19 protein-coding genes are annotated in these 25,792 nt (G+C 72.8%); 9 read left to right on the forward strand and 10 right to left on the reverse strand.

The features are described 5' to 3' along the window. Positions 1-33 precede the first annotated feature (33 nt). From ACFV4P_RS18220 to ACFV4P_RS18240, 5 genes are all read right to left on the reverse strand, one after another. Complete coding sequence (locus ACFV4P_RS18220; protein WP_380472232.1) at positions 34-1,044, reverse strand: DUF2637 domain-containing protein; 1,011 nt, start codon at positions 1,042-1,044, stop codon at positions 34-36. 135 nt (positions 1,045-1,179) lie between these two features. After that, positions 1,180-1,986 (reverse strand): iron-sulfur protein, encoded by an 807-nt coding sequence (locus tag ACFV4P_RS18225; protein WP_380472234.1) that lies wholly within the window; start codon positions 1,984-1,986, stop codon positions 1,180-1,182. Between the two features lie 95 nt (positions 1,987-2,081). After that, positions 2,082-2,861 carry a hypothetical protein gene (locus tag ACFV4P_RS18230; protein WP_380472236.1) on the reverse strand — a complete coding sequence of 260 codons (780 nt, stop codon included), beginning with the start codon at positions 2,859-2,861 and terminating at the stop codon, positions 2,082-2,084. Between the two features lie 195 nt (positions 2,862-3,056). Continuing rightward, positions 3,057-3,884 carry a hypothetical protein gene (locus tag ACFV4P_RS18235; protein ID WP_073813467.1) on the reverse strand — a complete coding sequence of 276 codons (828 nt, stop codon included), beginning with the start codon at positions 3,882-3,884 and terminating at the stop codon, positions 3,057-3,059. A 138-nt stretch (positions 3,885-4,022) separates the two neighbouring features. Next, entirely contained in the window at positions 4,023-4,613 is a 591-nt protein-coding gene (locus tag ACFV4P_RS18240) for an NTP transferase domain-containing protein (RefSeq protein ID WP_380472238.1), read from the reverse strand. A 164-nt stretch (positions 4,614-4,777) separates the two neighbouring features. Between ACFV4P_RS18240 and ACFV4P_RS18245 the strand changes: the two genes are divergently transcribed. Further along, entirely contained in the window at positions 4,778-5,542 is a 765-nt protein-coding gene (locus ACFV4P_RS18245; protein WP_380472240.1) for an HNH endonuclease family protein, read from the forward strand. A 97-nt stretch (positions 5,543-5,639) separates the two neighbouring features. Here the strand turns inward: ACFV4P_RS18245 and ACFV4P_RS18250 are convergent, their stop codons facing one another. After that, positions 5,640-8,039 (reverse strand): ArnT family glycosyltransferase, encoded by a 2,400-nt coding sequence (locus ACFV4P_RS18250; protein ID WP_380472242.1) that lies wholly within the window; start codon positions 8,037-8,039, stop codon positions 5,640-5,642. 103 nt (positions 8,040-8,142) lie between these two features. Then, a complete protein-coding gene (locus ACFV4P_RS18255) occupies positions 8,143-9,276 on the reverse strand; it encodes an alpha/beta hydrolase (RefSeq protein ID WP_380472244.1) in 1,134 nt (377 codons plus the stop codon). A 130-nt stretch (positions 9,277-9,406) separates the two neighbouring features. Here ACFV4P_RS18255 and ACFV4P_RS18260 point away from each other — a divergent pair, with 130 nt between their 5' ends. Both ACFV4P_RS18260 and ACFV4P_RS18265 read left to right on the forward strand, forming a co-directional pair. Next, a complete protein-coding gene (locus ACFV4P_RS18260; RefSeq protein ID WP_380472246.1) occupies positions 9,407-11,257 on the forward strand; it encodes a HEAT repeat domain-containing protein in 1,851 nt (616 codons plus the stop codon). Continuing rightward, a complete protein-coding gene (locus ACFV4P_RS18265) occupies positions 11,254-13,023 on the forward strand; it encodes a hypothetical protein (RefSeq protein WP_380472248.1) in 1,770 nt (589 codons plus the stop codon). Before ACFV4P_RS18260 ends, ACFV4P_RS18265 begins: the two co-directional genes overlap by 4 nt. 79 nt (positions 13,024-13,102) lie before the next feature. On the opposite strand, the gene ACFV4P_RS18270 is transcribed toward ACFV4P_RS18265, so the two are convergent. Then, positions 13,103-15,409 carry a glycosyl hydrolase family 18 protein gene (locus tag ACFV4P_RS18270; RefSeq protein WP_380472250.1) on the reverse strand — a complete coding sequence of 769 codons (2,307 nt, stop codon included), beginning with the start codon at positions 15,407-15,409 and terminating at the stop codon, positions 13,103-13,105. 312 nt (positions 15,410-15,721) lie between these two features. On the opposite strand from ACFV4P_RS18270, the gene ACFV4P_RS18275 reads away from it, so the two are divergent. The 3 genes from ACFV4P_RS18275 to ACFV4P_RS18285 all read left to right on the forward strand — a co-directional run bounded on the left by ACFV4P_RS18275 (position 15,722) and on the right by ACFV4P_RS18285 (position 21,387). After that, the gene (locus ACFV4P_RS18275; RefSeq protein WP_380472252.1) at positions 15,722-16,813 is read left to right on the forward strand and encodes a HoxN/HupN/NixA family nickel/cobalt transporter; all 1,092 of its coding nucleotides are present in this window, start codon (positions 15,722-15,724) and stop codon (positions 16,811-16,813) included. A gap of 343 nt (positions 16,814-17,156) precedes the next feature. Next, positions 17,157-19,601: an endonuclease/exonuclease/phosphatase family protein gene (locus ACFV4P_RS18280; protein WP_380472254.1), complete on the forward strand. Its 2,445-nt coding sequence runs from the start codon at positions 17,157-17,159 to the stop codon at positions 19,599-19,601. Between the two features lie 127 nt (positions 19,602-19,728). Next, complete coding sequence (locus tag ACFV4P_RS18285; protein WP_380472256.1) at positions 19,729-21,387, forward strand: FAD-binding dehydrogenase; 1,659 nt, start codon at positions 19,729-19,731, stop codon at positions 21,385-21,387. Between the two features lie 39 nt (positions 21,388-21,426). Here the strand turns inward: ACFV4P_RS18285 and ACFV4P_RS18290 are convergent, their stop codons facing one another. After that, the gene (locus ACFV4P_RS18290; protein WP_380472258.1) at positions 21,427-21,927 is read right to left on the reverse strand and encodes a DinB family protein; all 501 of its coding nucleotides are present in this window, start codon (positions 21,925-21,927) and stop codon (positions 21,427-21,429) included. 54 nt (positions 21,928-21,981) lie between these two features. Further along, positions 21,982-22,740: a hypothetical protein gene (locus tag ACFV4P_RS18295; protein ID WP_380472260.1), complete on the reverse strand. Its 759-nt coding sequence runs from the start codon at positions 22,738-22,740 to the stop codon at positions 21,982-21,984. A gap of 185 nt (positions 22,741-22,925) precedes the next feature. Here ACFV4P_RS18295 and ACFV4P_RS18300 point away from each other — a divergent pair, with 185 nt between their 5' ends. The 3 genes from ACFV4P_RS18300 (at position 22,926) to ACFV4P_RS18310 (ending at position 25,780) form a co-directional block, all read left to right on the forward strand. After that, positions 22,926-23,216, forward strand: coding sequence for a (2Fe-2S) ferredoxin domain-containing protein (locus tag ACFV4P_RS18300; RefSeq protein ID WP_380472262.1), 291 nt, complete (start codon positions 22,926-22,928; stop codon positions 23,214-23,216). Further along, positions 23,213-23,992 carry an aminotransferase class IV gene (locus ACFV4P_RS18305; RefSeq protein ID WP_380472264.1) on the forward strand — a complete coding sequence of 260 codons (780 nt, stop codon included), beginning with the start codon at positions 23,213-23,215 and terminating at the stop codon, positions 23,990-23,992. The genes ACFV4P_RS18300 and ACFV4P_RS18305 overlap by 4 nt, the downstream gene beginning before the upstream one ends. Before the next feature lie 165 nt (positions 23,993-24,157). After that, positions 24,158-25,780, forward strand: coding sequence for a purple acid phosphatase family protein (locus ACFV4P_RS18310; RefSeq protein WP_380472266.1), 1,623 nt, complete (start codon positions 24,158-24,160; stop codon positions 25,778-25,780). The last annotated feature ends 12 nt before the right edge of the window (positions 25,781-25,792 follow it).

The following is a 25,792-nucleotide window of genomic DNA, read 5'->3' on the forward strand; positions in this document are numbered from 1 at the left end:
GCGGTCGGGGAGCCCCTGACGGGGCTCTCGCCGTTACCCGTACTGCTGTTCCAGGTCCTTGAGTTTCTGTTCCAGGGAGTCGAGTCGCGGGAGGGCCGTGGCGGGGTCCTCCGGGGCGAGTTCGATGCTGCGCTGGGCGGGGGTGGCGGGGAGGCCGGCAGGGGCTATGGCGGGCTCCGTCGGGTTCGAGTTGGCGGGGGCGGGGGCGGGGGCGGGTTCGAGTTGGCGGGTGGTGTGACGGGTGCGCCAGCCGTGGCCGGGCTGGCGGCCGATGGCGCGGATCTCGGCGCGTTCGCGGCGGGAGGCCATCCTGCGGCGTTCCCGGTTCTCCGCCGCGGTGCGCTTGTCGTCGCGGACCTCCTCGACGGCCTCGTCGAGGGTGCGGACGCCTTCGAGGAGCATCAGCGACCACGCGGCGTAGGTCTCGCGGGGGGCGCGCAGCCAGCGGACCACCCGGATCTGCGGCAGGGGCCGTGGGACGAGTCCCTGTTCGCGGAGGGCGGCGACCCGGGTCTGCTTGAGGGCGCGGTCGAAGAGGACCGCGGCCGAGAGCGACATGCCGGCGAAGAACTGGGGCGCGCCGTCGTGGCCGAAGCCGCGGGGGGCGTGCACCCAGTTGAACCAGGCGGAGGCCGCGGCGAACAGCCAGACCAGCAGGCGGGAGCCGAGTGCGGCGTCGCCGTGGCTGGCCTCGCGGACGGCGAGGACGGAGCAGAACATCGCGGCTCCGTCCAGGCCGAACGGGACGAGGTACTCCCAGCCGCCGGAGAGGCCGAGGTTCTGGATGCCGAAGCCCACCAGCCCGTGGAAGGAGAGCGCGGCGGCGACCGCGGCGCAGCAGAACAACAGAAGGTAGGAAGCGCCGCCGTAGAGGGATTCGGTGCGGCGGCGGCGTTCCTCGGCGCGTTCCCAGGAGGAGTCCGAACCGCCGGTTTTGGTGGCTGCGGCCGAGCGGCTGCGGGCGAAGGCCAGCAGGGCGACGGCGACCACCAGGGCGGCCGCGCCGGCGACGACCCAGCCCAGCGGTATGTCCGACAGTCTCATGACCTGATCCAGCCTCGCTTTCCGCGTCTTGATGGGGGGACCATCATGGCGGAGAAATGCGGGAAAACATGACCGGATCGCGCGCAATACATTATTTGGGGGGAATTCCGGAATTAGATCAACGGATTGTCAGATCTATTTGCTGCGAGGGCAGCTGAAGCAGGGTTCGGCCGGTCGGACCGTGTAGAACAGGCAGCAGCTGACCCTGGTCCTGGTGCGGTGGCCGCCCTCCCGGCGGAAGCCCGGGGTGCCCACGAACGGCGCGGACGAGGCGTCGCCCGGCAGCAGGGCGGTCAGCTCGGCGACTGCCCGGGGCTCCTCGTCGAGCAGGGTGGAGAGGTACCAGAGGCCGTCGACCACGTCGTCGGTGACGAGCGCCCAGAGGGTGCGCGGGCCGCGTCGCACGCGGGGGCGGAAAGCGTCGAGCACCGGCGCGAGATGATCGGCGAGCGCGGTGCGCAGGGCGGCGTCGAGCGCCGGGCGGTCCGGGACGACCAGGGCGTCCGGGCGGCCGGCGGCCGGGTCGTCCGGGAGGCAGCGGAAGGCGGTCGGGCGGGCGGTCAGTTCGCCGGTGGCACGGTTGATCGAGATCCGGTCGACCGGGAGGGCCGGGACGCGGCGCTCCAGGAACCACGGCAGGGTGAAGGCGAGGGCGACCGGCCAGGCGTAGCGGTGCAGGCTGAAACCGGCGGTGACGTCCGGGCGGCTGGGGGCGCCGTACAGCTCCAGGCCGAGGCGTTCGTCGAAGGCGATGGTGGCGTCGAGGGCGGCCGGCTCGGTGGCGAGGGCCGCCGCGAGGGTCCAGCCGGGGTCGGTGCGGGGGGCGGCGGGGTGGATCCGGAGATCCCCGAAGACCTCGGTCAGGCGTCGCCAACTTGCGTGACAGGGAAGGGAGTCGGTGGGGCTCGGCGGGGGGAACTGCTCGACCTGGTGCGCGGTCACGCGGGCTCCCTGGGTGGTACCCCGGGGGCGGGGCCCGGGTGTGGCACGGTGAACCTGTCCGGGTCACTGCTCAACCCGGACAGGTAAGGCTCACCTTAGCTGATGCCGTGCCGAGGGTCGTGCACGGTGCCGCCGTCCGGTGCCGCCGACTGCGCCGGGAGCCGGGCCAGCCGCCGCGCCAGCCACACCGGGACCCCGCCGAGCGCCTGCACCAACCGTGACGCCTCGGCGCGCAGCCGCACCGCCTCGCCCGGCTCCGACACCTCCGCCAGGGAGGCCAGCGCCGGCGCCACCCCCACCGTGTAGCCGAGCTGCTCGCGCAGCCTCAGCGCCGCCCCGAAACCCTCCCGGGCCCGCTCCTGGTCGCCCGCCGCCAGCGCCAACCCCGCCAGGTGGCACCAGGTCGAGGAGCGCAACAGGTCGTCGCCGCGCTCCCGGGCCCCCTCGTGCGCCCTGGCGTACGCGCTCTGCGCCGCCGCCAGGTCGTGCAGCAGGTTCTCCGCGACCAGCCCCCGGCGGAAGTCCAGCAACGGCCGGCCCGGCGCCTTCGGCGGCAGCAGCGCCGAGGTGCGGCCCAGTGCGGCCTGTGCCTCGTCCAACCGGTCCCGGCGGCTCAGCACGCTGGCCACGTACGCCAGGTAGCCGCGGGCGCAGGAGGCGGCGGCGCGGTGCTCGCTGCCGGCGACCGAAGCCTCCGCCTGGCGCAGGGCGTCCTCCGCGCGCTCCCAGTGGTCCGCGGTGAACAGGCACTGCTCGATCAGCAGTTCGGCCCGTTGCAGCGCCGCCGTCGGATCCCGGCCGGCCTGCGGGCGGAGCAGGTCCGCAGCCTCCTGCCAGCAGCCCCGCGACCGAAGCCGCCAGACGACGTCCGCCATGCCCCCCGGGGCAGTCCCGTGCACCGACAACGCCACCTCCTTGTGCGCGCCATGCAGTGACCGGCGGACCCTCCCCAACCCCCAAGGGCCCGCGTCGTGGCGGCAATTCAACACGCGCCGGAGCTTGTGCACCAGATCACGAGCGCGAGGAGATCCGGAATGCATGCTTCCGGGTGACGTGGGAGTGACGGCGCGTCAGGACGTCCAGCCGGTCTCCATCAGTGCCTCGGCGGCGCCGTTCGAGGGCTGCGGGATGCCCGCCGCGTCCAACGTGAACAGCGCGACCAGCAGTTGTTCACCGCGCACCGTGGCCTGCCGGGAGTAGCCGGACACGGTGAACATCGCCGCCGCGACCTGCTCGCCGTGCAGCGTCTCCAACCACAGGCACTCCACCGCCTTGACGTCCGCCGGCTCCGACCAGGTGTCCACCCGGGCCACCATCCGGCCGCCCAGCAGGGTGGTCGAGTCGCGCTCCTGGCCGGACGTCAGCTCCAGGTCCTCGAAGCCCAGCCACTGCAAGTAGCGGGCCGCCGTCAGCACCGCGTCCTGTGGGGTGCGCACCGGCCGCGGACGGAACGGCGGACGCAGCGCCCGGGCCGGACCCGGGCCCGCGGCCGGCTCCGGCGGGGCGAGCGGCGGCACCGCCGTGGTGTACGGGCGCGCCGCCTCCGCCGGACGGGTCGTCCGCGGGCCCGCGCTCTGCAGCTTCGGCGCCCGGTCCACCGGCATCCGCACCGTCGCCCCGCAGTCGCAGGTGAACTCCGGCTGCGGCCACTGGTCGTTGCGTCCGCAGTGCGGGCAGCGCATGCTCACCCAGGAGTCCTCCCAGGAGCGGAACCGCACCTGCACCGGCACCCCGCCGCGCAGCAGTGGCACCCGCAGCTGCGCGCCGCACGGGCAGGGCAGGCTCGGTGGCTCGTAACGGTGCTCACGACGGCAGGCCGGGCAGCGCAGTTCGCTGGCCCCCGACGGCGACCCCGGGGAGAACCGGGCCGGGTCTGCGGCGTCCTCGGGCAGCGGCATGGGCGGTCACCGTCCGTTTCGGTCGGGCTGGCAACGATCCCGTCCATCCTCGCGGATCCGGCCCCGGGCCGGTGCGGAATGAGGTAATCCTCCAGTGCAGTTGAGGCGGGGAAAAGGTGCGGGAAACCTGACGGCCAGTCAGTGAATGTCCCAGCGGGCCAGGTCCGCCGGGGTGTCCAGGTCGTCGGGGACGGCCACGCCGGTGCAGTCCACCGGCGTCACCGGACGGTTGGCCAGCAGGACGCGCGCGCCCGCGTCGCCGGTGGAGGTGGCCAGCAGCTCGGGGAAGTGCGCAGCGCCGATCAGCACCGGATGCGCCCGGCGGCCGGCATAGGCGCACGCCGCGAGATCCGTGCGCCCGGCGTGCACGGCCAGCAGTCGGCGCACCGCCTCCGCCGTGACGCCCGGGGTGTCCACCAGCAGCACCAGCACGGCGCTCGCGCCCTCGGGCAGGGCGGCCAGGCCCGTCCGCAGCGAGGAGGACAACCCCGTACGCCAGTCCGGGTTGTCGACCAGCACGCAGTCGCCGGTGTCGACGCGCTCCCGGACCTCCTCCGCCGCCGCTCCCAGGACCGCCACCGTTCCGTCACAGCCGCCGTCCCGGGCCGCCGCCAGCGCGTGTTCCAGCAGCGGACGGCCCCGGTACGGCAGCAGCGCCTTCGGCCGTCCGCCCAGCCGGGACCCGCCGCCCGCCGCCAACACCAGGGCCGGCACCAGCAGTTCGCTCATGCGGCCAGTCTGCCCGGTGGGGCGGGCGCGCGGGTGGTTCGTACCGGTCGTGGTTTTGCCCGGATTGTGAGGTGTGTCATGCTGCGGCGTGGCCGCCTTGACCGGGGTTTGACCGGCTGGTCTTCTGGTGGGCCGTCAGAGTCGCCCACCCACAGAGGAATACCGTGCGATCCCGCCGTACCGCCATAGTCGCCACCCTGCTGCTCGGATCGCTCGCACTCGCCGGGTGCACCGCCGACACAGGGAAGAAGCCGTCGAGCGGCAGCAGCTCCAAGTCCCAGCCCCAGACGGCCGCCAAGGGCACCAGCCCGCTGGAGAACCCGGACGGCACCAAGCCCGGCCTGGCGCCCGTCAGCAGCGAGGCGGACCGCAAGGCCGGACGGGACCTGATCGCCAAGGTGAAGACCGCCGACGCCGGCCCGAAGACCGGCTACGACCGCGACCAGTTCGGCCCGGCCTGGACGGACAACGTGGACGGCGTCCCGATGGGCCACAACAGCTGCAGCACCCGCGACGACATGCTGGCCCGGGACGGGCAGAAGCTGGAGCACAAGGACGGCTCGCAGTGCGTCGTCACCGGCATGACGATCTGGGACCCGTACACCGGCAAGACCGTGGACTGGAGCAAGCAGCAGGCGTCGAAGATACAGATCGACCACGTGATGCCGCTGTCCTACGACTGGCAGCAGGGCGCCTCCCAGTGGGAGAAGGGCAAGCGCGTGCAGATCGCCAACGACCCGCTGAACCTGATCCCGGCGGACGGCTCGCAGAACGCCTCCAAGGGCGACTCCGGCCCCGCCAGTTGGCTGCCCGCCAACACCGAGGTGCACTGCTCGTACGCGATCCGCTGGGCGCAGGTCTCGCTGAAGTACCAGCTGCCGGTGACGCCCGCGGACAAGAAGACCATGCTGTCGCTGTGCGGCGGCTGATCACCGCTGCGTCGATCGTTGCGCCCACTGGATGACCTGAGGCCGTTCGGAGCCCCCTGGGGGAAGGGGAGCCGAACGGCCTCGGGCGTTGTGGGGGTCAGCCGGTGGTGGTCTTGGGTGCGGCTGTCAGGTCGTACAGGGTGGTGCTGCCGACCGTCTTCGCGGTGTAGGTGGACTCCACCCAGGAGGCGATCTCCGAGGAGTAGGTGGAGCCGCCCATGCTGCGGCCGCCCATGCCGCCGCCGCCGATGAACCAGTGCACCTTGCCCTCGGCGACCAGCTGCTTGAAGCCGTCGAGGGAGAGCGAGGGGTCGCTGCCGTTGAAGCCGCCGAGCGCCATCACCGGTTCGCCGCCGGCCAGTTGGTAGCTCGCCTGGTTCTGCGAGCCGACCGCGGCGGCGACCCAGGTGTACTTGTCGGCGTCCTGCTTCAGCAGGTCCGCGACCTCGGAGGAGACCTTCGCGCCCTCCAGCAGGCCGCCCATGCCGCCGCCGAAGGCGCCGCCCATGCCGCCGCGGCCGGTGCGGCCGTCCTCGCCGGTGGCGGCGCCGGTGCCGGGAAGGCCGGTGCCGCCGCCCGGGAAGCCGTTGCCGGGGAAGGTGCCGTTCTGGCCGCCGGGGACACCGCCGCCCGGGAAGCCGTTGCCGGTGCCGCCGTTCTGGCCGCCGCCCGGGAAAGCGGGGGCGTTGCCGTTCCCGCCCTGGCCACCCTGGCCGCCCGGGAAGCCCGGGAACGTGCCGCGCATCGTGCCGCCGCGACCGCCGCCGGGGCCGAAGCCGCCGCCCTTGACGGCCGGCCCGGCGGTGACGATGGAGCCGCTGTGGCCGGTGGAGACGGTGTCGAGGGCGTACGCGGTCGGCCCGGCCAGGCCCGCCGCCAGCGCGGTGAGGCCGGCCACGGTGGCGATCCGGCCGCCGGTGGGTCCGGTGAGCCGTCCCGCGGCGAGCAGGGCGACGGCGGCGAGCAGCCCGCCGACCAGCACGGCCCAGCGCAGCCACGGCACGAACTCGGCGCTGCGGCCCAGCAGTTGGTACGCCCACCAGGAGGTGACGGCGATCGTGACGGCGAGCACCGCCGCGTACGGCAGCCGGTGGCGGACCCGCCACAGGCCGTCCACGCCCATGCCGACCAGGGCGGCGACCGCCGGGACGAGGGCCACCGTGTAGTACTGGTGGAAGATGCCGGACATGAAGCTGAAGGTCAGCGCGGTGCACACCAGCCAGCCGCCCCAGACCAGGAACGCGATCCGGGCCGAGTCGGTGCGGGCGTAGCGGCGGGTCGCCCACAGGCCGAACACCATGAGGATCAGCGCGGCGGGCATCAGCCAGGCGATCTGGCCGCCGATGTCGCCGTCGAACAGCCGGGTCGGGCCGGTGGAGCCCCACATGCCGCCGCCACCGCCGCCGCCCATCCGGTTTCCGCCGCCGCCGACGCTGCCGGTCTCGTTGCCGGTGATCCGGCCGAAGCCGTTGTAGCCGAAGGTGAGGGAGAGGAAGGAGTTGTCCTGCGAGCCGCCGATGTACGGGCGGGCGGAGGCCGGCATCAGCTCGACGATCGCCACCCACCAGCCGCCGGCGACCACCATCGCCAGGGCGCCGTACAGCAGTTGCAGCCAGCGGCGGCCCCAGCCGGTGGGCGCGGCGAACAGGTACACCAGGGCGAACGCGGGCAGCACCAGGAACGCCTGCAGGGTCTTGGTGAGGAACGCCAGTCCGAACATCACGCCCACGAACATCAGCCAGCGGGTGGACGCCGTCTCGGTGGCCCGGACGGTGCCGTACGCGGCCAGTGTCAGCAGCAGCACCAGCAGCGCGTCCGGGTTGTTGAAGCGGAACATCAGCGCCGCGACCGGGGTCAGCGCCAGCGCCGCGCCCGCGACCAGGCCGCCGAGCGCGGAGAACCGGCGTCGCACCGTGGCGTACACGGCGGCGACCGTGCCGACGCCCATCAGCACCTGCGGGGCCAGCACGCTGAACGAGCTCAGTCCGAAGACGCGGGCGGAGAGCGCCATCGGCCACAGCGACAGCGGCGGCTTGTCGACGGTGATGAAGTTCGCCGCGTCCGAGGACCCGAAGAACATCGCCTTCCAGCTGACGCTGCCGGCCTGCACGGCCGCCGTGTAGAAGGCGTTGGCCCAGCCGGAGGCGGTCAGGTTCCAGAAGTACAGGACGGCGGTGGCCAGCAGCAGCCCCAGGAACGCCGGCCGTACCCACCGCGGGTCGTCCTCGCGCCCGCGCCAGGCCCGTCCGGGCAGGGTGCGCAGTCGGGCGGCCCAGGTCGCCGGGCCCTTGGGGCCGACGGGCGGCAGCGCGACGGACGGGAACAGCGTCTCAGCGGGCCGCTCGCGCCCGGCGTCGGCGGGCGGCGTGGCCGGCCAGACGGTCGGGCCGGACGCGGCGGCGTCGGCGGCGGCATCGGCCGGGACCGCCGGCGGCGGGTGGTTCGCGGCGTCGGGCCACGGCTCGCTGGTCGGAGGAACGGAACTGGGCGTGGTCATGGGGGACACGCTGGGTGGCGAGCCTGAGAACTCGATGAGACCCGACTATGAGGGCGCTGTGTTCTCCGCGGCCGCCCATTCCGGACGGATGGCCGACAGGTGGTCAGCTGGCGGGCACCGGCTGCGGCTGGGGGAGTCGGCCGCCGAGCCAGGTGAGGGCCGGGGGGATCTCGCGGGTCCAGGTGTGGAAGTTGTGGCCGCCGGTGTCGAGGGTGATGGTGGACACCTGGGTCGGGGCCTTGAACGCGCCGATCATCTGCTGCGTCGCCGGGTAGTTCTCCTCGTTGCGGCTGGTGGCCAGCAGCAGTGAGACCGGCGGCGCGGGCTTGTTCTGGAGCCGCCACAGCAGGTCGTTGTCCTGCTTGACGTCGGCGCTGCCGCCGAACAGGTCGCCGGTGGTCGGGTCGTTGTGGACCTCGTAGTAGCCGGACAGGGCGATCGCCGCACGGTACGAGTCGGGCTTGCGCACCGCGAACTTGACGGCGCAGTAGCCGCCGGTGGAGTCGCCGATCACCGCCCGCGCCTCGGGCCGGTCGTCGATCCGGTAGGCGGTGGACATCGCCTTCGGCAGGTCCTCGGTGAAGAAGGTCTCCGCCTGCGGGCCGTTCGGGACGTCCATGCACTCGGTGTCGCGGTTGGCGACCAGGGTGGGCCGCATCATCACCAGCACCGTCGGCGGCATCTCCTTGGCCTCGATCGCCTTCAGCGTCGACGCCGGGTACTGGAGCAGCGAGATCAGCTTCTCCGGCGTGCCCGGGTAACCGGACAGCGCGAGCAGCATCGGGAACTTGGTGCCCGCGTAGGCCGGCTGGAAGTACTGCGGCGGCAGGTACACGTACGCGGGGGTGCCGGTCAGGCCGGAGTGCTCGCCGTGGATCTCGACCTTCTGGATCATGCCGGAACGGTCCTGCGCGGAACCCTGCGAGGAGTACATCTTCTGCTCGCCGGTCACCGAGATCGCCTTGCCGCCCGGCTGGTGGTCCACCACGGTGCCCGGCCGGCCGTCCAGGCCGAGCAGGTCGCTCCACGTCGAGTAGAAGCCGAAGTACGAGTTCGCGACCAGGCCCATCGCGGCCAGCACCGCGATCTGCGTCCCGAAGAACGCCCCCAACCGCCCCAGCCAGGCCCGCCAGCTCCGCCCACCCAGCCGGGGCCACAGCCACAGGGTGGCCGCGAAGGCGGCGACGGCCAGCAGGCTGGCGATGATCTGGATCGGGACTCCGGTCAGGCTCGGCACCCGATGATCGTAAGGTACGGATTCATCATCCTCACAGCCGCCTCCCAGCGGCCTCCCGGGTTTGCCAAGCCCCGCCCAAGGGCATGCCAATTCCCTTGCCTTGTCGGAGCTCCCGGCTACCCTCCGGCCCGTGAGAACACCTGAGGACCTGCACCTGGTCGACTGGGCATCCCTGGGCCACGGCGCGGACGTCGCCGATCTGATCCGCGCGCTGTACGACGAGGACGCGGCGGTGGTAGGCAAGGCACTGGGCGAGCTGTTCCACCGTCTCCTGCACCAGGGATCGGTGTACCCGGCGAGCGTGATGGCAGTGCCGTACCTGGCGCACGCCGCCCTGCACGCCGTTCACCACCGCCGCACCATGCTGGCGTTCCTGGCCAACGCCGGGCGCGACGACTACGGGCAGTTCTTCGAGGACGAGGTGATGGAGGGCATTCGGGTCGCCGACGAGCTGCCCGGCCTGCTGCACCTTGTACGGGACGAGGACCCCGAGGTGCGCCGGGAGACCGTGCGAGTGGCGCGCTGGGCGGCCGGGGACAGTCTGCCGCCCGCCCTGGACGCGCTGGCCGCCTGCCATCGCGACGACCCGTCGGACCGGGTGCGGGCCGAGGCGCTGGAGGTGCTCAGCCGCCTCGCTCCCCGCCGGGACGAGCGGCTTCGCGCCGCACTCGCCGACCGCGCGCCCGCCGTCCGGGCCACCGCTGCGCTCGGCCTGATGGAGAGCGCCGGCGCCCCTTGGCCGGCCGAGCTGCTGGCCGTGCTGTCGGCGGACGGCGGGGACCCCGACTTCGCCATGTCGGCCCACGAGTTCTTCCACGGCGTCGGCAGCACCGAGGAACGGGTGGCGTCGCTGCTGCGGGAGCAGGACGCCGAGACCGTCCGGGCGGTGGCCGCCGCCTGGATCGCGGCCGGTGACCACGAGGGGCGCGGCAGCCGCCGGGCCGTGGAGCTGGTCATGGGGTGGCGCGGGTGGGAGGTCGAGGCCGTCACGCTGCTCACAGCCGCCGTGCCGCAGCAGCGAGACCCGTACGTCCTCCAGCAGGTGATCAACTCCATCGAGCGCTGGGCCGGGTACCACGCCGATCCCGACGCGGTGGCGGAGGCCGTGCTGCCGCACGTCACCCACCCCGACAGCTGGGTGGCCACGAGCGCACAGCTGGTACTGGGACGGGTCGGCGACTCGCGGCTGCTCACCGCCGTCGCCGAACCCGCCGGCGACGCGCTGGCCGCGTTGGCCGCCCGCACCGACGACCCCGCGATCCACCGCCGGGCCCTGCGCCCCCAGCCGTGCAGACACGGCCGGCACCTGCACAGCAGGGCAGCGGAGGTGATCGAGTCGCTCACGCCGGAGGCCGCCGCCGGGCTGCTGCCGGAACTGACTGCCCTGCTGCGCGAATCCCCGAGTCCGGACCTGGCCCGCGCGATCGGCGGGACCGGCCTCGCCCGCCCCGAACTGACCGACCTGCTGGTCGAGTTGACGAGCTCCGCCGACCAGGCCCTGGCGTCCGCCGCCGCCGTTGCCGCCGCCCGGCTCGGCGCCGACCCCGCACCCGCGCTGCGCCTGCTCGCCGAGCGGCTGGAACACGACGGCGGCTCCCTGTCGGAGGCGGCCCTGCTCGGACCGCTCGGGGCACCACTGGCCCCCTCGGTGGAGCGCCACCTGACCGACGGCAGCCCGGAGCGGCGCGGCCGCGCGGCCACGACGCTGTGGCAGATCACCGGCGACCCGGCCGGAGTCGTGACGACGCTCACCGCCCTCGTCCGGGACGGCCGAACAGACCCGTCCGTGCTGAAGACCCTGCGACAGACCGGCGCGCCGCTCCCGCCGGATGTCCGGGCGAAGGTCGCCGAGTGGGCGGGCGCGGAACGCCGGGTGCTGAACGCGCACAGCTGGATCGGACATCCGGACACCGCACTCCGCGAGGAGGCCCGGCTACTGCTCGCCGGGCAGGGCCGACACGGTAAGGTCCGGCGGTCGTGAGGACACCTGCGGACCTGCACCTGGTCGACTGGCCGTTGCTGGAGCATCCGTACGGGGACGTCACCGACGTCTCGGACGTGATCCGGGAGTTGTACGACGAGGACGCGGCGGTGGTCGGGGAGGCGCTGGAGGAACTGTTCTGCCAGGTGCTGGGTCGGCGGCTGCTGTATCCGGTGAGCGTCGCCGCCGTTCCGTACCTGGCTCACGCGAGCGTGCACGCCACCCACCGGCGCGACGAGATGCTGAGGTTCCTGGCGAGCACGGCCGACCGGGCGGAGGCGGGAGCGGTCCGGGTCGGCGCCGAACTGCCCGGCCTGCTGCACCTGTTGCGGGACGAGGAGCCCGAGGTGCGCCGCCGGGCGGTGCAGGTGGCGCGGTGGGCGAGCGGGGACGCGCTGCCGCCCGCGCGGGAAGCGCTCGCGGCGTGCCACCGGGACGACCCGTCCGCCCGGGTGCGGGCCGCGGCGTTGACGGCGCTGAGCCTTCTCGACGCCGACCCGGGCGGACGGTTGCGGGCGGCGCTGGACGACCTTGAGCCGGCCGTCCGGGCCACCGCCGCACTCGGCCTGCTGGCGAACGCGGAACTCCCGTACCCGGCACGGCTGGTGCACGTCCTGGCCACGGACGGTACGGACCCCGCCTTCGCCTGCGGCAGCGTCAGGGAAAGGGTGTGGGACGTACTGGGCCGGGACGCCGGGGCCACCCGGACGGTCGCGGCGGCCTGGATCGCGGCTCGCGACCGCGACGGGCACGGCTCGTGGCTGGCCGCGCGACTGGCCCGCACCTGGCGGGACCGGGAGGCGGAGGCCGTCGCCCTGTTGGTCGCCGCACTGCCGCACCAGGGCGAGCGGTCCGGGCAGTTGTACGTGCTGGAGGCGCTGGCCCGGTGGGTCGCGGACTGCCCCGACCCCGCCCCGGTCGGCGCGGCGGTGCTGCCGTTCGTCGCCGACCCCGAGCTGCAGGTCTCCCGGGCGGCCCAACTCGCGCTCGGCCGGGCCGGCGAGCGCCGGTTGCTCGCCGCCGCTCCCGCGCCCCATCCGGGCGCGCTCGACGCGCTGGCCGCCCGCACCGCCGACCTCGACCTGCGGCGCCGGGCACTGACGCCGCGCCGATGCGCCGGCTGCGGTGGGGTGCACGTCGAAGCGGCCCGGGTGCTTGACGCACTCACCCCGCAGGACGCGGCGCCGCTGTTGCCCGAGCTGCTCGCACTGCTGCGGGCCCGGCCGGACGAGAAGGTGGCGCGGATGCTCGGCGGTACAGGGCTCGAAGACCAGGAACTGATCGGCGTGCTGGGCGAGTTGGCGACCGGGAACGACCGGGATGTCGCGCCCGCCGCAGCCGTTGCCGCCGCCCGGCTCGGAGCGGATCCGGGGCCCGCGCTGCGGCTGCTCGCCGACCGCCTCGCCGGCGACGGCTGGTGCCTGGCGGATGCGGCCCTGCTCGGCCCGGTCGGGCTGCCGCTGGTGCCGCTGGTGGAGGGCCGGCTCACGGACGCGTACGAGTGGCACCGGGCGCACGCCGCGGAGGCGCTGTGGCGGATCACCGGCGACACCGGGCGAACCGTTCCCGTGCTGGCCGAGCTGCTCGTTGCGATGCCGGTCGGCGCGTTCGCGCTGGCGACGCTGCGGCGGATCGGCGAGCCGTTGCCGCCCGGGGCGCGGGAGGTGGTGGCGCAGTGGGCGGCCTCGGAACGCCGGGTCCTGTGCGACGAGTCCGACGGCCGACTGCGGGAGGGCGCCCGGCTGTTGCTCGCTCAGCGAGGCTGAGCAGGGCTGAGCATGGCGACGGCCCGCCGCACCCATGGGGAAGATGCGGCGAGCCGTCAGTACACTATGTGACAGGCGGTCAACCGAGGCTGTTGTAGATGGTGTTGAGCAGGGTGCTGTTGTTGTCGTCGTTCTCCAGGGCGAAGGCGAACATGCCGCCGAGGCCCTTGGACTTGGCGTAGGCCGCGCGGGCCTGGATGGCCTTGGGGTCGTCGCCGGTCCAGAAGTTGGTGCCGTCGTAGACCCAGGTGGACTCGGTGATCGGGTCCCAGTGGGTGTTCTGGGCGGTCAGCGTGAGTTCGCGCCAGCTGGCGAGGCCGGCTTCCTGGCTGCCGGGCTTGGCGGGGGTGGCGCCGGTGGCCTTCTGGTAGAGGCCGTAGTTGCTGCCGGCGGTCACGCCCGTCCAGCCGCGGAAGTAGAACGGGATGCCGAGGATGATCTTGTTGGCGGGGAAGCCGCCGGTGATGCCGTACTCGGGGAGGCCGGTGGTGTAGGCCGCGAGCGTGGTGTCCACGTTGTACTTGGCGGTGCCGGGGGTGATCGGCGTGGTGGGGTCGGCGGGGCTGTCGTGCAGCGGGTCCTGGAGGTTGGTCGGGCCGGTGGCGTCCCAGGAGCCGTGCATGTCGTAGGTCATGACGTCGGCGTAGTCCAGGTACGCGCCGATCTTGTCGGTCTCGACGTACTGGATCTTGTCCTGGCCGGACGGCAGGGCCGCGGTGAGCAGGAACTTCTTGCCGACGCCGGCGCCGTACGCGTCGAGCTGGCTGCGGAACTCGGCGAGCAGCGCGGTGAAGTTCTGCTTGTCGGCCGCGGAGTAGTGGTTGCCGGTGTGGCCGCCGGCCGAGCCCGGGTACTCCCAGTCGATGTCGATGCCGTCGAAGATGCCCGCGGCGCTGGCCGCGCCGCCGGAGGCATCACCGGCGACACCGGTCGGCAGGTTGCCCTTGAGGAACATGTCGATGCAGGAGGAGACCAGCTTCTTGCGCGAGGCGTCGGTGGCCGCCGCGTCGGAGAAGTACTTGGAGTAGGTCCAGCCGCCGAGCGACAGGGTGACCCGCAGGTTGGGGTTCTTCGCCTTGAGCTGGCGCAGCTGGTTGAAGTTGCCCTTCAGCGGCTGCTGCCAGTCGTCGGAGGTGCCGTCGACGGAGATGGCGCCGCTGTAGTCCATCTGGTAGTCGGCGTAGGCGTCGGCCGCGCCGTCGCCCGCGTTCGGGTTGTCCTCGTGGCTGGCGTCGGAGGCCTTGACGGCCTCGAAGCAGTTGAGGTTGGTCGGGTGGATGTTCTCGAACGCGTAGGAGATGACGTCGAGCTTGCCGGCCGCGCCGGAGGTGTCGACGTTCTTCGGGTAGTAGGCGGCGTCGTACACCGACCACTGGTCGAAGTAGGCGGACTTGTACGGCTTGGCGGTGGCGGGCGCGGCGGTGGTGGAGACGGTCACCGCGTTCGACTGCTGGGAGGCGTGGCCGGCCTTGTCGTACGCCTGGACGGTGAAGGTGTACGAGGTGTTCGGCAGCAGCGAGGAGATCGCGACGGAGGTGCCCATCGAGGTGCCGACCAGCTGGCCCTTCGACCAGACCTTGTAGCCGACGTAGTTGTCGGTGGAGTCGGTCGAGGCGTTCCACTTCAGCACCACGGCGTTGGAGGTGGCCTTGCCGACCGCCACCCCGCCCGGGACGGTGATCTTGCCGTCGCCGGTGGGGCCGTTGCCGCTGCCGGAGCTGGAGCTCGGGGACGGCGAGGGCGAGGAGGAGGTGGAGGTGGACGGGCTGGGGGAGGTGCTCTGCGAGGGGCTGGCCGAGGTGGAGCTGCTCGCGGAGGTGGACGGACTCGGGGAGCCGCCGTTGTCGGGCCCGGTCAGGCTGAGGTCGTCGGCCTGGTAGGCGCCGGCCCCGTACCAGCCGTGGGTGAAGACCGTCACCGAGGTGGTGCTCGCACCGGTGGTGAAGGTGGTGCTCAACTGGGTCCAGTTGGACGCGCCGGGGGTCCAGGTGGAGGCGTTGACGCCGGTTCCGGTGGCGCCCAGGTAGACGTAGTTGCCCTTGAGCCAGCCCGCCAGGGTGTACTTGGTGTTCGGCTGGACGGTGACGGTCTGCTGGCACTGGCCGGTGTCGCCGGCGGTCGCGTTGCCGTTCAGTGCGTAAGTGCCGCCGTGCGCACCGGTGTTGACGACCGAGCCGCTGGTGCAGGTCCAGCCGCTGAGCGAGCCGGTCTCGAAGTCGCCGTTGGCGAGCAGGTTGACGGTGGCCGCCGAGGCGCTGCCGAGCGAGAGCGCGAGTGCGGTGGAGCCGACGGTCATGGCGGCGGCCACCACGAGGGCGCCGGCGCGGCGCCGGGAGGGGGCCCGGCGCGTGGTCGACCCGAGGGCGGGCGTGGCCCGTTCAAGCATGGAGGAACCTCCGGAGTAGTGGGGTTGTCCGGTAGGTGCGGCGGCCCGGCGGGCCCAGGTGGGAGCCTGTGCGCTTGGGGTGAGCGCGTCACCTAGATTGGACTGGACCAATCGCCCGGGTCAAGGATTTCGGCCCACGAACCGTCAGGAAGCTTTCCGATCAGTCGGATTGGAAGGCGTCGCGGAGGCCGGTCGGGGGCGGCGGCGGTCGCGACGGCGTGCGCCCCTGGCTCTCAGTTGCATATGACTTGCAATTGCGGGCGGATCGACGGAAGGATGATGCGGCTCACCACCCTCCCGGAAGGACATCCCATGCCAGCCCCCAGCCGTCTGCGCGACCGGCTCACCCGCGAGGAGTGGATCCGGCTGGCCGGAATGGCCGCGTTCGTCCTCGCCCTGCACGTGGTCGGGTGGTTCACGCTGCTGGCGGTGATCGCCCCGAAGCACTACGACGTCGGCGGCCAGGTGTTCGGCGCCGGCATGGGTCTGACGGCGTACACCCTCGGCATGCGGCACGCCTTCGACGCCGACCACATCGCCGCCATCGACAACACCACCCGCAAGCTGATGGGCCAGGGCAAGCGCCCGCTGTCGGTGGGCTTCTGGTTCTCGCTCGGGCACTCCTCGATCGTCTTCGGCCTGTGTGCGCTGCTGGCGTTCGGCATCCGCTCGCTGGCCGGGCAGGTGGAGTCCGACGGGTCGACGCTGCACCAGGCGACCGGCCTGATCGGCGTCACCGTCTCCGGCACCTTCCTGGTGCTGATCGGCCTGATCAACCTGGGCGCGTTCAACGGCATCCTGAAGGTGTTCCGGCGGATGCGGCAGGGCGACTTCGACGAGGCCGAGCTGGAGCGCCAGCTCGACAAGCGGGGCTTCCTGAACCGGATCCTCGGCCGCGTCACCCGGGCCGTCACCAAGCCGTGGCACATGTACCCGGTGGGCCTGCTGTTCGGCCTCGGCTTCGACACCGCCACCGAGGTCTCGCTGCTGGTGCTGGCCGGCGGCGCGGCCGCGTTCTCGCTGCCCTGGTACGCGCTGCTGGTGCTGCCGATCCTGTTCGCGGCGGGCATGAGCCTGCTGGACACCATCGACGGCTCGTTCATGAACTTCGCCTACGAGTGGGCGTTCTCCAAGCCGGTCCGCAAGATCTACTACAACCTGACCGTCACCGGCCTGTCGGTGCTGGTGGCGCTGGTGATCGGCGTGATCGAGCTGGTCGGCCTGCTGGCCGAGAAGCTGGACATCACCAGCGGCCCGATCGGCTGGATCGGCTCGCTCGACCTCAACCTGGTCGGCTACGTGATCGTCGGCCTGTTCGTGGTCACCTGGGCCGCCGCGATGGCGTTCTGGAAGTTCGGCAAGGTCGAACAGAAGTGGTCGGCGGGGCTGCGCGAGCAGTCCTGACCGCGAGGCGGGCCTGCGCGAGCAGTCCCGACCCGCGAGGCGTCGCAGCGCGGAAAGGGGCACCCGGTGGGTGCCCCTTTTGGCATGTCCAGGGATGGAAGATCCGGAATTCGGGGGAGGAACGTTCCGGCCAGGTGGCGAGAAGTTCACGCCCGGGACCTTGTCGGGTCAACTTCTACGCGCGTATCTTTCTGATCCGGATCCACCTGATCAGCCATCAAGGACCCGCCCGGCAGACCGGACCGGCCCTGGCGGTCAGCCTTCTGACGAACCCTCGATGCCACCCGGCGCCCCCACTGACGGCGACCGGGCCATGGTCCTGCCCCGAAGGAGCCCCGCAACGGTGCCCAGCCCCACCCCCGCCCGCCGCTCCCGCCGCACCCTGCTGCGCGTCACCGCGCCGGCCGCGGTCGCCGCGTCCCTGGTCCTCGTCCCGCTGCCGGGCGCGTTCGCCGCGCCGTCCACCGGAGCGGTGATCGCCGAGGTGTACGGCGGCGGCGGCAACTCCGGCGCGACGCTGAAGAACGACTTCATTGAGCTCGGCAACCCGACCGGCGCCGCCTTCGGCCTGTCCGGCTTCAGCGTGCAGTACCTGCCCGGCAGCCCCGGCGCCACCACCCAGTGGGGCGTCACCCCGCTGAACGGCTCCGTCCCGGCCGGCGGCCGCTACCTGATCGCCGAGGCGCCCGGCGCCGGCGGCACCGCGGACCTCCCGGCGGCCGACGCCAGCGGCAGCCTGGCGCTGTCCGCCACCTCCGGCACCGTCGCGCTGGTCAACGGCACCGCCCCGCTGACCTGCAAGACCGCCGCCGACTGCGCCGCCGACCCGCGGATCGTCGACCTGGTCGGCTTCGGCACCGCCGTGGTCCGCGAGGGCAGCGGCCCGGCCGCGGGCGCGTCCAACTCCGCCTCGGTCGCACGCGGTTCCTCGCTCGCCGACACCGACGACAACGCCAAGGACTTCACCGCGGGCGACCCGACCCCGGTCAACTCCAAGGGCGCGGGCACCGGCGGCGGCACCCCCGGCGGCGGCGACGGCGGCACCACCCCGCCCGTCCCCGGCGACGTGCGCATCCACGACATCCAGGGCACCACCCGGATATCGCCGCTGAACACCAAGACCGTCACCAACGTGCCCGGCATCGTCACCGGCGTGCGCGGCTACGGCACCAAGGGCTTCTGGATCCAGGACCCCACCCCGGACGACAACCCGGCCACCAGCGAGGCCGTGTTCGTCTACACCGGCTCCGCCAACCCGACCGTCAAGGTCGGCGACTCGGTGCTGGTCACCGCCAAGGTGAGCGAGTACTACCCGAACAGCTCCGGCGGCTCGCAGTCCGTCACCGAGCTGACCGGCCCGAAGGTCACCGTGCTGTCCTCCGACAACGCCGTGCCCGCCCCCGTGGTGCTGGACGCCGCCAAGATCCCCGCCGGGTACGCCCCGGACGCCGCCGGCGGCTCGATCGACAACCTGCCGCTGGACCCGTCCACGTACGCCCTCGACCTGTACGAGTCGCTGGAGGGCATGAACGTCGAGGTCCGCGACGTGCCGGTGGTGCAGGCCACCGACAAGTACAACGAGTTGTGGGTGGACGCCAGTTCGGCCGACCGGCGGACCAACCGCGGCGGCGTGGTCTACCTCGGCTACGACAAGCCGAACAACGGCCGGATCATGATCCAGTCGCTGCCGCCGCTGACCGAGCACCCGTTCCCGGTCGCCAACGTCGGCGACCGGCTGACCGGCTCCACCGCCGGCCCGCTCGACTACAACCAGTTCGGCGGCTACACCATCGCCGCGAACACCGTCGGCACCGTCCAGGACAACGGCCTGAAGCGCGAGGTCGCCGACCGGGCGCTGCCCAGCGAACTCTCCATCGCCACCTACAACGTGGAGAACCTCGCCCCCGGCGACGCCGACGCCAAGTACACCGAGCTCGCCCAGGCCGTCGTCACCAACCTGCGCTCGCCCGACATCGTCACCCTGGAGGAGATCCAGGACAACAGCGGCGCCGTCGACGACGGCACCGTGGACGCCTCGGTCACCGTGCAGAAGTTCATCGACGCGGTCAAGGCCGCCGGCGGCCCCGCCTACGACTGGCGCTCCGTCGACCCGGTGAACGACAAGGACGGCGGCCAGCCCGGCGGCAACATCCGCCAGGTCTTCCTGTTCAACCCCGACCGGGTGTCCTTCACCGACATCGCCGGCGGCGACTCCACCACCGCCGTCGACGTCACCGGCACCGGCAAGCGCACCTCGCTGACCGCCTCGCCCGGCCGCATCGACCCGAACAACGAGGCCTGGGCCAGCAGCCGCAAGCCGCTGGTCGGCCAGTTCAGCTTCCACAACAAGCCGGTCTTCGTGATCGCCAACCACTTCAACAGCAAGGGCGGCGACCAGGGCATCGACAGCCGCTTCCAGGCCCCGAACCGCAGCTCCGAGGTGCAGCGGCAGAAGCAGGCCGAGGTCGAGCGCGCCTTCGTCGCCAAGCTGGAGGCCGCCGACCCGGACGCCCGGATCGTCTCGCTCGGCGACTTCAACGACTACCAGTTCTCGCCCGCGATGAAGACCCTCACCAAGGGCGGCGTGCTCCGCGACCTGGTGAACGACCTGCCCGCGAGCGAGCGCTACTCGTACGTCTACCAGGGCAACTCGCAGGTGCTCGACCACATCCTGGTCAGCCCCGCGTTCAAGCAGCAGCACGTCCGCTACGACGTGGTGCACATCAACAGCGAGTTCGCCGCGCAGGCCTCCGACCACGACCCGCAGGTGGTCCGCGTCAAGCCCTGACGGCCTCTCCCCGGCCCCCGTCCTGCCGCGTCCGCGGCGGGGCGGGGGCCTTTTGTTACCGGCGGGTTGACCGGGCGGCGGGGTCGGCCGCAGGATCGGGGATCACTGTCTTTGGGAAGGATCTCGGATGGCCCTCGACGCCGACGTCATCGTGATCGGAGCCGGACTGGCCGGCCTGGCCGCCACCGCCGAACTCGCCGACGCCGGACGGCGCGTCATCCTGCTCGACCAGGAACCCGCCGGCTCGCTCGGCGGCCAGGCGCACTGGTCGTTCGGCGGACTCTTCCTGGTCGACTCGCCCGAACAGCGCCGGATGCGGATCAAGGACTCCCGCGAACTCGCCTGGCAGGACTGGCTCGGCACCGCCGGGTTCGACCGCGACGAGGACGCCTGGGCGCGCCGCTGGGCCGAGGCGTACGTCGACTTCGCGGCCGGCGAGAAGCGGGCCTGGCTGCGCGCGATGGGCGTGCGGCTGTTCCCGGTGGTCGGCTGGGCCGAACGCGGCGGACTGCTGGCCAGCGGGCCCGGCAACTCCGTCCCGCGCTTCCACATCACCTGGGGCACCGGGCCCGGCCTGGTCGCACCGTTCGCCCGCCGGGTCCGCGACGCCGTGAAGGCCGGACGGGTCACCCTGCGCTTCCGACACCGCGTCACCGGCCTCGCCGCGAGCGGCGGTTCGCTCGACACCGTCACCGGCGAGATCCTCGCGCCGTCCGCCGTCCAGCGCGGCGAAGCCAGCTCCCGCGAGGTCGCCGGGCACTTCGAACTCCGCGCCCAGGCCGTGGTCGTCGCCTCCGGCGGCATCGGCGGCAACCACGACAAGGTCCGCGCCGCCTGGCCCGCCCGGCTCGGCACCCCGCCCGAGCGGATGCTCTCCGGCGTCCCCGCGCACGTCGACGGCCTGATGCTGGACGTCGCCTCCGCCGCCGGCGCCGGACTCGTCAACGGCGACCGGATGTGGCACTACACCGAGGGCATCGAGAACTGGAACCCGATCTGGGCGAAGCACGGCATCCGCATCCTGCCCGGCCCGTCCTCGCTCTGGCTCGACGCCACCGGCGCCCGGCTGCCCGTCCCGCTGTTCCCCGGCTTCGACACCCTCGGCACCCTCGACCACATCATGCGCACCGGGCACCAGCACACCTGGTTCGTGCTCACCCAGAAGATCATCGAGAAGGAGTTCGCGCTCTCCGGCTCCGAACAGAACCCCGACCTGACGGGGCGTTCGATCCGAGGCGTGCTCGGGCGGGCACTGCCCGGGGCGTCCGGGCCGGTCGAGGCGTTCAAGCAGCACGGCGCGGACTTCGTGATCGCCTCCACCGTGGAGGAACTCGTCCGCGGCATGAACGAACGACAGGGCGCCGCGCCCGCGATCGACGCCGACGCGCTGCGCCGCGAGATCGAGGCCCGGGACCGGGAGATCGCCAACCCGTTCGCCAAGGACCTCCAGATCACCGCGATCCACGGGGCCCGGCGCTACCTCGGCGACAAGCTGATCCGCACCGCCGCCCCGCACCGGCTGCTCGACCCGGCGGCCGGACCGCTGATCGCCGTCCGGCTGCACATCCTCACCCGCAAGTCGCTCGGCGGCCTGCACACCGACCTCGACTCCCGCGCGCTGCGGCCCGACGGCACGGTGCTGGACGGCCTCTACGCGGCCGGCGAGGCGGCCGGGTTCGGCGGCGGCGGCATCCACGGCTACCGCTCGCTGGAGGGCACCTTCCTGGGCGGGTGCCTCTTCACCGGGCGGACGGCGGGCCGGGCCGCGGCCGCCGCCACCGCCTGAGCCGCTTCCCGGCCGGACTCGGCTGCCGGCCGATCTCCGCTACCGGCCGGTCGCGCCGTCGATCTGCTCGCGCAGGATGTCGGCGTGACCGGCGTGCCGGGCGGTCTCGCTCGTCATGTGGGCCATCACCCAGCGCACCGACTTCGGCCCGTCGGGGACGGGCACGGCCACCGGGCGGGACAGGTCGGCGGACTCCCGGATCACCTTGTCGGCGGCGGCGATCGCCTCCCGGTAGGCGCCCAGCACCTGCTCGGCGGTGACGTCCGCCGGGACGGCCATGTCGAAGTCGACGTCCTGGTACGCCTCCTGGCCCGCCACGTGGTACCCGAACCAGTACCGCTCGGCCGCCGTCAGGTGCTGCACCAGGCCCAGCAGGTTGGTCCCCGTGCCGACCAGGACGCGGCGCAGCTCCTCCTCCGTCAGGCCCTCGGTCTTCTTCACCACGCACTCGCGCGCGAACGTCAGGAAGGCCAGGGCGGTGTCGAGTTCGCCGCTGTCGTCGTAGGGCACGGGGCGGCGCTGGGTCTCGGTCGAAGTCATCCCGCGAACCTATCCGCTGCCCCGCGTGCGGCGCACCGCGTTTTAGGGCAGGCCCTACGGCGCGGCGGACGGCCGGGGGTGGCCCGCCAGTTGGGCCAGCACGATCTTGGCCATGGTCTCGGCGCCGAGCGTGGAGTCCGGGTCGAGCGCCAGCGAACCGAGGATGCCGACCGCCGCGCGCAGGTCGCTGTGCTGGAGCAGCAGCGCCTTGTTGATCAGCAGCAGGCCCAGCGTCTCCGGATCCGGCCCGGCGGCCAGACCGCGTTCCACGGCCTCCGCCTGTTCGTCCGGGTCGGCCAGCAGCGGGGCCAACTCCTTCCAGGCCTGCGGGAGTTCGGGGTAGCGCTCGGCGATGCCCAGCAGCAGCCCGCGCTTCTGCGCCGGATCCTCCACCCACTCCAGCTGCACGAAGGCCCGGCTGAAGCCGTCGAACAGCTCGCCGCGAAGCTCGCGGCGCAGCAGGTCCAACGTCGTCTTGCAGGTGAAGAACCCGCGCGGCGCGAGCCGGTCGACCCCCGCGTACAACTCCTCGGCCCGCGCGGCGTCCCCCTGCAGCAGCACCGTGAACGCGGCGTCGTACGAGGGGTGCGGCCAGTTCGGCGCCAGGTCCTGCGCCTGCTCCAGCAGTGCCAGCGCCTCCTCGTACTCGCCCCGCTCCCCGGCCTCCCGCCCCCGCCGGTGCAGCTCCCGCGCCCGCTCCGGCACGTCCCCGCCGCCCGCCGGCTCCCAGCTCACCCGGCCGGTCACCCCGGCCAGATCCTCCTCGGTCAGCTCCCGCCCCATCGCGTCCCTGAACACAACCTGCCCGGCCACCGCTCACTCCCGCCCGTCACAGCACCTTTGCCGCGCGAGGCTACCGGCTCCTACGGCGGTCCGGCATCCGGGCCGGACGAGGGGGTGCCCGGGCACGTCAGAATGGGGGCGTGGACGAACGCGGGACGGCGATGGTGACGGTGTGTCGGGGGTGCTGCTGCGGGTCGGCGGCGAAGCATCCGGGGGTGGACCACGGGGAGCAGGTGGCGCGGTTGCGGGCGGCGGTGGGCGACGCCGGGCGGGTGCGGGTGTCGGAGTGCCTCGACGCGTGCGGTCACTCGAACGTGGTGGTGGTCAACCCGTCGCCGCGGGGCCGGGAGAACGGGGCGCGGCCGGTCTGGCTGGGGTGGGTGCTGGGCGAGGACATGGTGACGGAGATAGCGGAGTGGGTGCGGGCCGGTGGCCCGGGGGTGGCCGAGGCGCCGGCGACGCTGGAGTTGCAGGAGTTCGATCTGCGGAAGGGCGCGCGGTCGTGACGGAGTTGGACGGGCGGCCGGTGACGGCCGAGGAGTTGCAGGCGCTGGCGCTGACGAACTACGGGCACTTCACCACGATGCTGGTGGAGGACGGTCGGGTGCGCGGCCTGGGGCTGCACCTGGAGCGGCTGGAGCGGGACGGCGAGGCGGTGTTCGGGGTGCGGCCGGACCGGGAGCGGGTGCGGGAGCTGGCCCGGCGGCAGGCGCCGGCGCGCGGCGCGGCGGTGCTGCGGGTGACGCTGTTCGACCCGGCGATCGACCTGGGCGGCGTCGGCGGCACGGCGAGCCCGCGGGTGCTGGTGACGGCCCGTCCGGCGGGGAGCGGCGTGCCGGGGCCGCTGCGGGTGCGGACGGTGCGGTTCGAGCGCGAGGTGCCACAGGTGAAGAGCGTGGCGCTGTTCGGGGTGCTGCGGCAGCGGCGGCTGGCGCAGCGGGCCGGGTTCGACGACGCGCTGTTCGTGGACCGGGACGGCGGCCTGACCGAGGGCGCGACCTGGAACGTCGGGTTCCTGTGCGGCGGCGAGGCGGTGTGGCCGCGCGGCGGGTACCTGCCGGGCACGGCGATGGCGCTGCTGCGCGCGGCGGTCGGTGGCGTCGACCGGCGGATGGGCCCGGAACTGGACGGCGTGGACGCGGTGTTCGCGACCAACGCGACGACCGGCGTGCGGACGGTCGCGGCCGTGGACGGCCGGGAGTTCGACGTCCGGGCGGTCGAGGCGGCCGGGCTGGCGCGGCTGCGGGCGGCGTACCTGGAGGTGCCGGGCGACCCGCTGTGACCAGCGGCGACGGCCGACGGCACGTCATGATCGGGCCGTCGGCCGGTCCGCGTCGGCCTCTTTACCAACACATGGTCTGATCATGTGCTCGGCCAGACCGGCGCGATGACGCTCGTTCACCGAGCATCCGGGTGGCGGCCATCGGTCACTGACAGTCTCCCGCGCATGGATATCCCCAACATGGGCGTGCCCGCCCAGCTCGCTGCCCGGATGAACATGGCGGAGCAGCACGAGTACCTGCGCAGCAAGCTCTCCCGCCGGACCCTGCTGCGCTCCAGCGCGGTGACGGTCGGCGCGCTGGCCGTCGGCGGGGCGCTGGGCTCCGGCACGGCGTTCGCCGACCCGGCCGTGAAGCAGGGCAGCGCGGCGGACGCGGTGTCCGGTTCGCTGGTCTCCCCGGTCGGCCGCCACCTCCAGTTCGGCGCCGAGGCCGACACCCAGATGCGGGTGTCCTGGCAGGTGCCGGCGCCGGTGAAGAAGCCGTTCCTGCGCTTCGGCCGCCACCCGTGGGACCTCAGCCACAAGATCGAGGCCGAGGTCCGGGCGCTGCACACCCCCGCGCTGACCCCGACCGGCACCCCGGTCGACCAGTACTACCTGCACGTGGAGCTGAACCACCTGCAGCCCGGCACCACCTACTACTACGGCGTCGGCCACGACGGCTTCGACCCGGCCTCGCAGCAGGCGATCTCCACCCTGCAGACCTTCACCACCGCGCCGTCCCGCCACGGCCGGCGGGGCCGCGCGTTCGAGCCGTTCACCTTCACCGCCTTCGGCGACCAGGGCGTCTCCTCGCACGCGGCCGGCAACGACCACGTCATCCTGGCCCAGAAGCCGGTGTTCCACCTGCACGCCGGCGACATCTGCTACGCCGACCCGATGGGCCAGGGCCTGGACAGCGACAAGGTCGCGTTCAACGCGCTGACCTGGGACGCGTTCCTGGCGCAGACCGAGACGGTGGCGGCGAAGGTCCCGTGGATGGTCGCCTACGGCAACCACGACATGGAGGCCTGGTACTCGCACAACGGGTACGGCGGCGACGACGCCCGCTTCACCCTGCCGACCAACGGCCCGGACCCGCGCAAGGCGCCCGGCGTCTACTCCTTCACCTACGGCAACGTCGGCGTCATCTCGTTGGACGCCAACGACGTGTCCTACGAGATCCCCGCCAACCTGGGAATCACCGCGGGCCGTCAGACCCAGTGGCTGGAGCGCAAGCTGCGCGAGCTGCGCGCGGACGAGGCGATCGACTTCGTGGTCGTCTTCTTCCACCACTGCGCGTTCTCCACCACCCACCAGCACGCCTCCGACGGCGGCGTCCGCGACGCCTGGGTGCCGCTGTTCGAGAAGTACCGGGTGGACCTGGTCATCAACGGCCACAACCACGTGTACGAGCGCACCGACGCGATCCTCGGCAACAAGGTCAGCAAGGCCGTGCCGAGCGGCGCGAGCATCGACCCGACCAAGGACGGCGTGGTGTACGTGACCGCCGGTGCGGCCGGTCGCAGCCTCTACTCCTTCGACGCGCCCGACACCTACGAGGGCCACGAGAAGCACCAGGACGAGGTGGTCACCTACCACTTCGACAAGGGCAGCGTGAAGGTCGCGGAGACCGTGCACTGGTCGCGGGTCCGCTACACCGGCTACTCCTTCATCAAGGTGGACGTCACCCCGGCGCACCGCGGCGCGACCAGCACCATGAAGGTCACCGCGCTGGCCGAGGACGGCACGCAGATCGACCACTACTCGGTCACCCGCCGCGCGGGCCGCAGCGAGCACGGCCACTGACGCCCCCGTGCG

This window comes from Kitasatospora sp. NPDC059795 (assembly GCF_042732175.1).
Classification (GTDB): Bacteria; Actinomycetota; Actinomycetes; order Streptomycetales; family Streptomycetaceae; genus Kitasatospora.